This is a genomic window from Methylosinus sp. Sm6, from assembly GCF_019802345.1.
In the GTDB taxonomy this organism is placed as follows: Bacteria; Pseudomonadota; Alphaproteobacteria; order Rhizobiales; family Beijerinckiaceae; genus Methylosinus.
In genome coordinates, this window is sequence record NZ_JAINDZ010000068.1 from 1 (window position 1) to 10,520 (window position 10,520).

A 10,520-nucleotide genomic window follows, 5' to 3' on the forward strand; every position below is an offset into this window, starting at 1 on the left:
CACGGCGGCGGCGGTCATGGCGGCTGGCACGGCGGCGGCGGTCATGGCGGCTGGCATGGCGGCGGCGGCCCTGGCGGCTGGCACGGCGGCCATGGCGGCGGCTGGCATGGCGGCCATGGCGGGTGGCATGGCGGCCATGGCGGGTGGCATGGCGGTGGTTGGCATCACGGCGGCCGCGGTCGTTACTGGCGCGGGCGGTGGTGGGGCCATGGAGTCGGACCCTGCTGGCGCTGGGTCGGTCAGTGGGTATGGACCTGCTATTGAGCCGAGGCGGCGGCGCTCGGCGCTCAGGCGTCGAGCTCCTTCGCTAGGGAGCGCATGAACTCCACGCAGGCGGCGAGCTGCGCCACCTCGATATATTCGTCGGGCTGGTGCGCTTCGTCGATGCGCCCCGGCCCGCAGATGACGCTGGCGATTCCCGCCTGTTGGAACTGGCCGGCCTCGGAGGCGTAGGGCACGGCGACCGTGTGATTGGCGCGCGCGAGCCGCAGCGCCAGAGTCTCCGCCGGCGAGCCGGGCTGCGGCGCGAGGCCGGGAACCGCCACCTCGATCTCCGTCGTGATCCCTGTTCCCGGAAAGGGAGCGAAATAGCGCTCGTTCAGCCGCCGCGCGAAGGCCGCCAGCCTTTCCTCGACGAAAGCGGCGGCGTCGGTTCCCGGCACGCCGCGCACCTCCCAATGGAAGGCGCAGTCCCTGGCGACGATGTTGCGCGCCGTGCCGCCGTGGATCGCGCCGATATGCAGGCTGGAGTAGGGCGGATCGAATCGCCCGGTCGGATCGCCTTTTGCGACGAGCTCCTCGCCGAGGCGCAGCAGCTCGCCGGCGAGCAGCAGGGCCGCGTGCACGGCGCTCGCGCCGCGATGCAGATTGGCCGAATGGATTTCGTGGCCCACCACTTTCGTCACATAAGTGGTGACGCTCTTATGCGCGTCGGCGACGCGCATCGAGGTCGGCTCGCCGATCACCGCCGCCCCGGGCCGCGGCAGGGCGCCGCCGAATCGGGCGATGAGGTCGAGCGGGCCGAGGCAGGTGGTCTCCTCGTCATAGCTCAGGAAAATGTGAACGGGGCGCTTCAGCGCCGCCGCTTTGAACTCGGGCGTCATGGCGAGGCAGACGGCGGCGAAGCCCTTCATATCGACGGCGCCGCGGCCGATCAGGCGCTCGCCCTGCCGGCGCAGCGTGAAAGGGTCGCCGGTCCAGCTCTGGCCGGCGACAGGCACGACGTCGGTGTGGCCGGAGAGGACGATTCCGCCATCGACATTCGGGCCGATCGTCGCGAACAGCGCCGCCTTGTCGCCGGCCGCATTGGGCGCGACGACGAAGGAAACGCCCTGCTCGCGCAAATAATCGGCGACGAAGTCGATGAGCGGCAGATTGGTCTTCGAGCTCTCGGTGTCGAAAGCGACGAGGCGTCCGGTCAGCTCGATCGCGCGCTCCAGAGTCGACATGCGGTGCGCCTCTACTGCCTTGCGTCGACGAAATGGATGTCCCTCGAGAGCGAGCCTGGGTCCAGGGCCGCGCTCGGACCGCGAGCCTTCAGGCTCGCTCTCCTGCTCGCTTCAGTCCGCATGACGTACGCCACTAGTTCAGCGTCGGCTTCGACATCGGGCTGTCGAGCGAGAAGGCGGGCACCTCGATGTCGAAGGTCTCGCCATCCTCGGTGATCATCGTATAGGCGCCCTGCATCATCCCCGATGGCGTCGACAGCGGACAGCCGGAGGCGTAGCGGAAGGTCTCGCCGGGCTCGAGGACCGGCTGCTCGCCGACGACGCCGGGACCTTTCACCTCCTCGCGCCGGCCATAGGCGTCGATGATGATCCAGTGCCGGGCCAGCAGCTGGACTCTCTCCTTGCCGAGATTGGCGATCTCGATCGTATAGGACCAGACGAAGCGGTCCTGAGCGGGGTCGGAGCGCTCCGGCAAAAAGTCGGGCAGCGCGGTGACCTGAATGTCGCGGGTGACGGCTATATACATGGGTCTTACTCTAGAGCGCGTGGCGTTCGAGGGGAATGGGATTCTGAGCGGTCGCGGGGCCGCCGCGGCGCGTCCTCCCGTCCCGGAAAATCCCCTAGCAAAATCTGTGACATTCTCGCCACAGGGCGGAGGGAATTGCTCGATCGCCGCAGAAGCCGGATTGTTTCGTCGGCCGCTGATGCGTAGCTTTCCCGACGCGACTTCGGCGGTGGCCTCATGCGTCTTGTTTCTATCGGAAGGCTGATCGTCGCCCTGGCGCTGGCCGCGCAGGCGCTGATCGCGCTGCAAGGCGGCGCGTTCCTTGGCGTCGCCGCCGCTCGGGACGGCGCGTCGCCGATCTGCGATCTGCAGCGCCGCCATTTCGAGCGGCGTCTGCCGGACGCGCCTCGAGACACGGATGCGGCCGCCTGCGCCTCCTGCCAGGCATGTCTCGGCGGCTATTCGCCGATCCCGACCCATCAGGCGAGCCATTTCGCCGATCTCGGCGACGCCAGCGTGGTCGTCTGGCCTCGCTTCGCGCAGGCGTCATTGCGCTCGGCCATCGCGCGATCGCATCGAGCGCGCGCGCCTCCTCTGCCGGCCTGAGAGTGCGGCCCGGGCGGCTTTCGCCGTCGTGGGCGTCACGCTTCGCGTCCTCGCGGACGAGCGTCAAACCTCCGGCTTTTTACGTTCACGACCTGCGCGGGACCGCGGCGACGCCGCTGTCGGCCGCGAAACGAGTCGTCGCGCCCGTAGCGCGGGCGAAGGAGAAATCTCATGCGGTTTCGTACACCCTGGATGCGCGGCGTCTCGGCCTGCGCGATGAGCCTCGCCGTCGGCCTCGGCGGCGCCGCGGCGCAGGAAGCGCTGCCCACGATCGACATCGACGCCGAGGCGAGGCGTCCAGGCGCCGGCGGCGGCGCCCCGGGTTTCGATGCGGCCAAGAAAGAGCTGCCGGTCTATCGCGACCCGACGGGACAGACCTTCACCTCGATCGACGCGAAATCATTCGAGACGACGCCGCTGTTCTCCATGGTCGATCTCTTGCGCTACAGCCCCGGCCTCTCGTTCAAATGGGGCAATGGCCCGCGCGACGTGGTCATCTCCATCCGCGGCTCCTCGGCGCGCAACGGCTTCGGCGTGCGCAACATCGTGATGCTCGAGGACGGCTTCCCGATCACCCAGCCCGACGGCCTGTCGCGCACCGACCAGCTCGATCCGCACGCCTATTCCGGGGTCGACGTCTATCGCGGCCCGTCATCGGCGCTGTTCGGCAATTACGCCAATGGCGGCGCGATCAATTTCCGCACGCCGATGGGCCGCGACATCGACGGGTTCCAGACCGGACATGAGTTCGGCAGCTTCGGCTACGTCAATAATTACACGCTGATCGGCAAGGAGGTCGGGCCGCTCGATCTCTATGTGTTCGCGAGCGACGTGCGCGGCGACGGCTTCACGCAGCACAATCAATATGACACGCAGACCATCAATGTGAAGGCGACCTACACGCTCTCGCCGACCGACCGCTTCATCTTCAAAGGGCTGCACAACGAGCTCTACGGCAATCTGTCGACGCGCCTGTCGCTGAACCAATATTACAACAACCCCTATCAGCGGGGCTGCGCCGTCGGAAATTCGGCGCTCTCCTCGGCTTGCGGCCTGATCTTTGTTCCGCAAAACGGCGTGAAGGCGCCGAACATCGCCCAGAGCGCCGATCAGACCGGGGCGCATCGCAACGACCGGCGCGACGTCTTCGGCCTGCGCTGGGAGCACGATCTCGACGCCAAAACGACCTGGCGCACCCAGTTCGTCTATGACGACAAGGACATTAATCAGCCGACCGGCTCGACCGCCGCGCTCAACGACGTGCCCTCTGTCAACGCCAGCACCGACATCACGCAGAACGGCTCTCTGTTCGGGATGGAGGCGCGGCATTTCCTCGGCTTCTATTTCAACCGCGCGCGGTCGACGAGCTATACGCTGAATGTCCTGCCCTACAGCAATGGCGCGACCGGCGCGCTGACGGCCAAGACCGAATCCATGGTCCAGAACATCGGCCTGCGCGGGCGCGAGGAGATCGCTCTCTCGCCGACGGTGACGGCGGCCTTCGGCCTCGCCGGCGAGTTCAACCGCACCGCGGTGCATCTGACCAGCATCAACTACAGCGCCGGAACCTGGCGTGCGGTCGAGGCCAATCGCGCCTGGTGGAACATCGCGCCGGAGGCTTCGGTCACTTGGCGGCCGGATAGCGAATGGCAGGTTTACGCACGCGCCTCCTCCGGTTTCGGCACGCCGCAGACCGGCCAGCTCACCGTGACGCAGCAGGGCGTTCCGGGCGCCAACACCGGCCTGCAGCCGCAGCGCAACACTGGCGTCGACGCCGGCTTCACCTGGACGCCATTGCCGAATGTGCGGGTCGGCCTGACCGGGTTCTATGAGTGGTACCAGAACGAGCTGCTGACCCAGACGCCGGGCGCCGGCCTGCAATCCTACACCTTCAACGCCCCGGGCTCCGTCCATCGCGGCGCCGAGCTGAGCGTCGACTGGCGCTTCCTCGACGGCTGGCGGCTGATGGGCAACTACACCTACAACAATCAGATTTTCACCAATTTCGTCGAGCAGCTGGGGCCGAACGCCTATTTCGACCGCGCCGGACGCCAGACGCCCGGCGTCGCGCCGCACGAGGCGAGCGCGCGGCTCGGCTATGACGTCGCCGGAGGCGAGCTGAAGGGCCTCGGGGCCTTTGTCGAATATGTGTACAAGAGTTCCTATTTCATCGACAATGGCAATCAGCTGACGCTGCCGAGCTACGGCCTCGTCAATCTCAACGCGCATTACGAGAGCGATCTTCCCGGCAATCCTTTCTTTCTGAAAGGGATGACCATCTATTTCCAGGTGCAGAATCTGTTCGACCGCACTTGGATCGCATCGGCCAACAATATCTCGGACTCTCTGGACGCGAGCGGCCGGCAAAATCCCGGCGTCGTTCTGGCGCGGACGGGAACCGGCTCGATCTACGCCGGCACGCCGCGCGCCTTTCTGGGAGGCGTGAAATTCAAGTTCTGACCGCGCCGGCCGGATGTTGCGGCGCATCACATCCAGCTGCGCCGCACAAAGCCTAATTGCTTGCCGCGACGCGCGGTCTGCGTCAGAGTTGCGGCCGCGCCGCGTTCGGCGCGGCCGAGCTCGTCGAGGCGGAATGCGTCGCAATTCTCTCTGCGCTCTGCTGTTTGTCCTGGCGCTGGCGGTTCAGGCCGTCACGCCGGCGGCAGCGCGCATGGCGATGGGCGCAGGCTCCGCTTCGCCAATGTGCCTGACGGCGAGCGCCGCCGGCGCGTCCGTCGACGAGACGCAGCCGGCCGGCCGGCCGCATCCCGCGCCCGAGATCTGCGATCTCTGCGCCTTGTGCTGCGCGGCGGGCGCATCGCTTGTCGATGGACCGCGCTGCGCCGTCGGCGGCGCGTTGGTCCCGGGCGTCGTCGTCTCCTGGGCGGTCGCCGACGCGCCGACGGTCCCATTGCGCCGTCACCACGCCATAAGGGCGCGAGCGCCTCCCGCTTTCTCCTGATTCGTCTTCGCAGGACGACGCCCATGGTCGGCGCGCCTTCGCGGCGCGCACGGCTGTCGTTCAAACGACGAGTCGCGCGCCGCCGCGACAGGGGAGGAGAAGCCGTGTTTCAGCTCTACGCCGTCGACCGCGCCGGAGTGGGCGCCTTCATTCGAGACTTCGTCCGGTCCGTTTCCGGCGCCGCGGGCGACGAACGCGCTTTCGTCACGGAGAAGCCGCGCGAAACGCCCGCGGCCGCTCATGTCGAGCCGCCGGTCGCCGAGCCGCAGCCCGATTTGCCGCGCCGCGGCGGGCGGCTGATCGATCTCGAGCGGCGGGCCAAATTCGCCCGGTTCGACGCGACCCGCTGACGCGCGGCGCCCGAGAGGCGCGCGTTCCCAGCGATCAGAATTCGCTTCAAGCAAAAACGAGAGCTGCTTTTGATCCGATCGGATCGCAAACAGCTTTAGGCAAAGGGAGAAACGCAAATGCTGCATTCCGAATTACTGGGCGGGGCGAGCCTCGAAGCGCTCGCGCTGCTGCTCGCCTCGTCCTATGCGCTGGCCGAAAGGGCCAGGATGTGGCGCGTTCTCGGCGCGGCGTCGGCGAGGCCCGACGGACGGCCGATGGTCGCGCTCGAGGAGGAGCTGGTTGTCGCCAGAGCGGGCTCGCGACGCCGCGCGGAGGCATTGCGCCCGCGCGGCCTGTCGCACTGCCTCAGCCGTGTCGAGACGCCGCGTATAGTCCATATTCGAGGTCAGTGATCAGATCTTCGGCGTCCTCGAGGCCGACGGACAGGCGCAACATTCCATCGCCGACGCCGATGCGCGCCCGCGCCTCCGGCGTGAGCCGCTGATGCGTCGTCGTCGCCGGATGGGTGATCAGGCTCTTGGCGTCGCCGAGATTATTGGAGATTTTCACGACCTCCAGCGCATTGGCAAAGCGGAACGCGGCCTCCTTGCCGCCTTCGACATCGAAGCTGACGAGCGTGCCGCCGCCCGACATCTGCCGGCGCGCCAGCTCCGCCTGCGGATGATCGGGGCGGAAGGGATAGAGCACGCGGGCGATTCCCTTCTGCCCGGCGAGAAAATCGGCGATCCGCGTGGCGCTCGCTGTCTGCTGCGCGACGCGCAGAGGCAGCGTCTCCAGCGCCTTCAGCATGGTCCAGGCGTTGAAGGGCGATAGCGCCGGCCCGGTCTGGCGCAGGAAATTATGGATGCTCTCCTCGATCAGCGCCTGCGAGGCGAGGATCACGCCGCCGAGGCAGCGCCCCTGGCCGTCGATATGCTTGGTCGCCGAATAGACGACGACATCGGCGCCGAGCTCGAAGGGCTTCTGCAGCAACGGCGTCGCGAACACATTGTCGACGACGAGCCGCGCGCCCGCCCCATGCGCGATCTCGGCGATGGCGCGAATGTCATAGACCTCGAGGCCGGGATTGGTCGGGCTCTCGAGGAAGAACAGCTTGGTTTCCTCGCGGACGGCCGCCTTCCATTGTGCGAGATCGGCGCCGTCGACCAAGGTCGAGGAGACTCCGAAGCGCGGCAGCAGATCCTCCACCACATAGAGGCAGGAGCCGAACAGCGCGCGCGCCGACACGATATGATCGCCGGCGCGCAATTGTGCGAGCAGGGCGGCGGTGACGGCGGCCATGCCGCTCGCCGTCGCGCGCGCGGCTTCCGCGCCCTCGAGCAGCGTCATGCGCTTCTCGAACATGGCGACGGTCGGATTGGAGAAGCGCGAATAGATGAAGCCGGGATCTTCGCCCTTGAAGCGCGCCTCGGCCGCCTCCATCGTCGGATAGGCGAAGCTCTGCGTGAGGAACAAGCCTTCCGACAATTCGCCGAACTGCGACCTCGTCGCGCCGCCGTGAACGAGCTGCGTCGCGGGCCGCAGTGGTTTGCGCTCTCTGCTCATAAATCCTCGTCCCCCATGCGGCGCACCGGCGCCGTGGCGTAAAAAAGCGGATTTCGCGAGGAAACCCGGCCTTTTAGCGCGTTGTTTTACGTGGCGGCAAGCCGGCCGGCTCAAAGAACCACGTGACCGCGGCGAGATTGAACCCAAGCGCGCGCCCGAGTCAACCTCGTCCTTGGGCCGCGAAAAAGCCCCCTGTTTCGCCGTTTTTGCGCGCCGATCGTTTCTCTATCCTTCGCGCGGCGCGGCCGCCCGGCCACGCCGCGGATCGAGAGGCGAGAGAGACATGCGCGACAATGCGGCCGGAGCCGTTATCGAATCCACCATTCCCGCGCGGCTCGACGCGCTGCCGTGGGGCCGGTTCCACACGCTCGTCGTCGTCGCGCTCGGGGTCACCTGGATTCTCGACGGCATCGAGGTCTCGCTGGCGGGCGCGGTCGCCGGCGTGCTGCGGGAAGAGGCGGGGCTCGGCCTGTCCAGCGCCGAGGTCGGCCTCGCGAGCAGCGCCTATCTTCTCGGCGCCGTGCTCGGCGCGCTGCTGTTCGGATGGATGACGGACCGGCTCGGCCGCCGCAAGCTGTTCTTCATCACCTTGGCCATCTATCTCGTCGCGACGGCGGCGACAGCCGCGTCCTTCGACGCCGCGAGCTTCATCCTGTGCCGCTTTTTCGTCGGCGCCGGAATCGGCGGCGAATATGCGGCGGTCAGCTCGACGATTCAGGAGCTCGTTCCGGCCCGCGTGCGCGGCTGGACCGATCTCGTGATCAATGGCAGCTTTTGGGTCGGCGCCGCGGCGGGCGCGGCGGGAACGCTCGTGCTTCTCGACTGGATGGACCCCGCTCTCGGCTGGCGGGCGGCCTTCCTGATCGGGGCCGTGCTCGGATTGCTGATCCTGCTGATGCGGCGATGGATCCCCGAGAGTCCGCGCTGGCTCATGCTCCACGGCTTCGAAGCGGAGGCGGAGAAAATCGTCGCCGCGATCGAGCAGAGGACCCTCGGCGACTCGATCCACGCCGCGCCGAGCCGGCCGGTCGTCCGGCTTCGCGTGCGCTGGCATACGCCGGTCGGGGACATCGCGCGCGCGATGTTTCGGCTGTATCCCCGGCGCACGCTGGTGGCGCTGAGCCTGATGGCGTCGCAGGCTTTTCTCTATAACGCGATTTTCTTCACCTACGCCCTGGCGCTCACCGATTTCTATGGCGTCCCCGCCGAGGGGGTGGGCCTTTATCTGCTTCCGCTCGCCGCGGGCAATTTTCTCGGCCCCGTGCTGCTCGGGCATTTTTTCGATAGCCTCGGGCGCAAGGTGATGATCAGTGCGACCTACGCCGTGTCCGGCGTCGCTTTGCTCATCGTCGGCTATCTCTTCGCGCAGGAGGTGTTGAACGTCGCGCAGCAGACGGCCGGATGGATGATCGTCTTCTTCTTCGCATCGGCCGCCGCCAGCTCCGCCTATCTCACCGTGAGCGAGACATTTCCGCTCGAGATTCGCGCGATCGTCATCGCGATCTTCTATGCGTTCGGCACCGCGCTCGGCGGCGTCGCCAGCCCCTTCCTGTTCGCGACGCTGATCGATACGGGGCGGCGTTGGGACGTCTTCGCAGGCTATGCCGTCGGCGCCGTTCTGATGATCGCCGCGGCTCTCGTCGAATGGCGCTGGGGGGTCGCCGCCGAGCGCAAATCGCTCGAGGAGGTCTGCCCGCCGCTGACCGCGGTCGACGAGTAATCCGCGTCAATTCGGCTGACGCGCCTCCGCGCTCGCGTTCGTCGCGCGAGCGCCCGCCAGGAACGGCAGGCGCTTCATGGCGCGTCGCACCGCTTCCGTGCGGCGCTCGAACAGGAACCATATGACGGACGCATAGGCGAGGGCCGCGGCGATGAAGGCGGCCATTTGCGCGAGCGCCGCCGGCCCGGGCTGGCTCTGCACAGGCGCGAGCAGCACGAACCACAGCGCCAGCGCCAAAGGGTAATGCACGGCGTAGAGCGTGTAGGAAATATTCGAGAGCCCCGTCGCCGCGCGTGCATAGAGGCCGCCGATCGGCGCGAAGGTCGCAAGCTCGCGCAGCCCGAAGGAGACGACGCAGCCGAGGACGATATCGCTCGCGAGTGTGCGCGACGCATGGGCGAATGCGATCGCCGCGACGCTCGCAGCGCCGACGAGAATGGCGCGTAGCGGCGCGCGCGTCGTCGGACGAGCCGCGGCGAAAGCGCCCGCGATCCAGGGAATGCCGAGCAGGGCCATTTCCGTTGGCGCCGACGCGAGCACGAAGACGCCCGCGGCCGCAAAAGCAAGGCGCGCCTTGCCGAAGCCGCGCAGAAGGCCGAAGGCGATGAGCGGAAAGGCCAGATAATAGCAGGCTTCGTTGGAAAGGCTCCACAGCGCGCGGTTGGAGCCGAACACCGGCGTCGCCACGGTCTGCAGAAAGAACAGATTGCCGAAGAAGGTCGAAATCGAATGATTTGCCGGTTCGGCCGGCGTCGGACCGCTCGGGATGATCGCGGCCAAGGCGCCGTCATAGGCGCCCGGCGGGCCGAAAGCGGCGCCCGCCGCATCGAGCAATGCGGTGAGGATCAGGGCCGGAACGAGCACGGTCCACAAGCGCGACAGCCGCGCCGCGCCATAAGCGCCCCAGGAGAAGCGGCCGTCGCGCATGGCGGCGAAAGCCGAGCCGCCGACGAAATAGCCGCTCGCGGAGAAGAAGACGATCACGCATTCATGGCCGAGGCCGCCGATGGTGAAGAGAAGCAGCTCGCCGAGCCCGCGCCCTTGCGCCTCGGCGTAAGGCACGATCAGCAGCGATCGCACATGGCTGACGACCACGCCGAGCGCGCAGAGGCCACGCAGCATGTCGAGATGCTGGAAACGATCGCGCGCTTCTTTCATCCGTCCTCTGCCTTGGATGTCGGCGAACGCCAGCAGCTCGCTCTCGGGAGATTTCGACGAGATACGAAAAATGCGTCGGTTTCGAGGATCGCGAGCGTGGCTGTCGTCTCGCGAACGTCATGCCGGCACGAGAGGCCGTGCGCTCGCGCGCAGGGCTTCGAATCCAGGTTAACAACTTCCGTGCAACCGCGTCATGCCCGCGCTTGTCGCGGGCATCCACGCCGT

The 10,520-nt window shown here is 67.3% G+C and carries 11 protein-coding genes and 1 riboswitch; of the genes, 7 read left to right on the forward strand and 4 right to left on the reverse strand.

Annotated elements, in window-relative coordinates; genetic code table 11:
* Nucleotides 1–264: hypothetical protein (locus K3F48_RS22775; protein WP_222577732.1), on the forward strand; the 264-nt coding region annotated here is incomplete at its 5' end.
* A gap of 23 nt (nucleotides 265–287) precedes the next feature.
* Here the strand turns inward: K3F48_RS22775 and argE are convergent.
* Entirely contained in the window at nucleotides 288–1,448 is a 1,161-nt protein-coding gene (gene argE / locus K3F48_RS22780; RefSeq protein ID WP_222577733.1) for an acetylornithine deacetylase, read from the reverse strand.
* Between the two features lie 133 nt (nucleotides 1,449–1,581).
* Complete coding sequence (gene apaG, locus K3F48_RS22785) at nucleotides 1,582–1,974, reverse strand: Co2+/Mg2+ efflux protein ApaG (RefSeq protein ID WP_222577734.1); 393 nt, start codon at nucleotides 1,972–1,974, stop codon at nucleotides 1,582–1,584.
* A gap of 216 nt (nucleotides 1,975–2,190) precedes the next feature.
* Here apaG and K3F48_RS22790 point away from each other — a divergent pair, with 216 nt between their 5' ends.
* The 5 genes from K3F48_RS22790 to K3F48_RS22810 all read left to right on the forward strand — a co-directional run bounded on the left by K3F48_RS22790 (nucleotide 2,191) and on the right by K3F48_RS22810 (nucleotide 6,264).
* Nucleotides 2,191–2,559: a hypothetical protein gene (locus tag K3F48_RS22790; RefSeq protein WP_222577735.1), complete on the forward strand. Its 369-nt coding sequence runs from the start codon at nucleotides 2,191–2,193 to the stop codon at nucleotides 2,557–2,559.
* A 171-nt stretch (nucleotides 2,560–2,730) separates the two neighbouring features.
* Nucleotides 2,731–5,019, forward strand: a complete 2,289-nt coding sequence (locus K3F48_RS22795) for a TonB-dependent receptor (RefSeq protein ID WP_222577736.1) — start codon at nucleotides 2,731–2,733, stop codon at nucleotides 5,017–5,019.
* Nucleotides 5,020–5,152: 133 nt separating this feature from the next.
* Nucleotides 5,153–5,521 carry a hypothetical protein gene (locus K3F48_RS22800; RefSeq protein ID WP_222577737.1) on the forward strand — a complete coding sequence of 123 codons (369 nt, stop codon included), beginning with the start codon at nucleotides 5,153–5,155 and terminating at the stop codon, nucleotides 5,519–5,521.
* Nucleotides 5,522–5,625: 104 nt separating this feature from the next.
* On the forward strand, nucleotides 5,626–5,871 hold the full coding sequence (locus tag K3F48_RS22805; protein ID WP_222577738.1) for a hypothetical protein: 246 nt from the start codon (nucleotides 5,626–5,628) through the stop codon (nucleotides 5,869–5,871).
* Nucleotides 5,872–5,988: 117 nt separating this feature from the next.
* Entirely contained in the window at nucleotides 5,989–6,264 is a 276-nt protein-coding gene (locus K3F48_RS22810) for a hypothetical protein (RefSeq protein ID WP_222577739.1), read from the forward strand.
* Here K3F48_RS22810 and K3F48_RS22815 read toward each other — a convergent pair.
* Nucleotides 6,218–7,417 carry an O-succinylhomoserine sulfhydrylase gene (locus K3F48_RS22815; protein WP_222577740.1) on the reverse strand — a complete coding sequence of 400 codons (1,200 nt, stop codon included), beginning with the start codon at nucleotides 7,415–7,417 and terminating at the stop codon, nucleotides 6,218–6,220. The genes K3F48_RS22810 and K3F48_RS22815 overlap by 47 nt on opposite strands.
* Nucleotides 7,418–7,470: 53 nt before the next feature.
* Nucleotides 7,471–7,549, reverse strand: a riboswitch (SAM riboswitch).
* Between the two features lie 151 nt (nucleotides 7,550–7,700).
* On the opposite strand from K3F48_RS22815, the gene K3F48_RS22820 reads away from it, so the two are divergent.
* On the forward strand, nucleotides 7,701–9,137 hold the full coding sequence (locus K3F48_RS22820; RefSeq protein WP_222577741.1) for an MFS transporter: 1,437 nt from the start codon (nucleotides 7,701–7,703) through the stop codon (nucleotides 9,135–9,137).
* A 6-nt stretch (nucleotides 9,138–9,143) separates the two neighbouring features.
* On the opposite strand, the gene K3F48_RS22825 is transcribed toward K3F48_RS22820, so the two are convergent.
* The gene (locus K3F48_RS22825) at nucleotides 9,144–10,295 is read right to left on the reverse strand and encodes an acyltransferase (RefSeq protein WP_222577742.1); all 1,152 of its coding nucleotides are present in this window, start codon (nucleotides 10,293–10,295) and stop codon (nucleotides 9,144–9,146) included.
* Between the last annotated feature and the right edge of the window lie 225 nt (nucleotides 10,296–10,520).

Coding starts and splice junctions, on each gene's coding strand:
- argE (WP_222577733.1), bottom strand. CDS start 1,448: ATGTCGACTCTGGAGCGCGCGATCGAGCTGACCGGACGCCTCGTCGCT.
- apaG (WP_222577734.1), bottom strand. CDS start 1,974: ATGTATATAGCCGTCACCCGCGACATTCAGGTCACCGCGCTGCCCGAC.
- K3F48_RS22790 (WP_222577735.1), top strand. CDS start 2,191: ATGCGTCTTGTTTCTATCGGAAGGCTGATCGTCGCCCTGGCGCTGGCC.
- K3F48_RS22795 (WP_222577736.1), top strand. CDS start 2,731: ATGCGGTTTCGTACACCCTGGATGCGCGGCGTCTCGGCCTGCGCGATG.
- K3F48_RS22800 (WP_222577737.1), top strand. CDS start 5,153: ATGCGTCGCAATTCTCTCTGCGCTCTGCTGTTTGTCCTGGCGCTGGCG.
- K3F48_RS22810 (WP_222577739.1), top strand. CDS start 5,989: ATGCTGCATTCCGAATTACTGGGCGGGGCGAGCCTCGAAGCGCTCGCG.
- K3F48_RS22815 (WP_222577740.1), bottom strand. CDS start 7,417: ATGAGCAGAGAGCGCAAACCACTGCGGCCCGCGACGCAGCTCGTTCAC.
- K3F48_RS22820 (WP_222577741.1), top strand. CDS start 7,701: ATGCGCGACAATGCGGCCGGAGCCGTTATCGAATCCACCATTCCCGCG.
- K3F48_RS22825 (WP_222577742.1), bottom strand. CDS start 10,295: ATGAAAGAAGCGCGCGATCGTTTCCAGCATCTCGACATGCTGCGTGGC.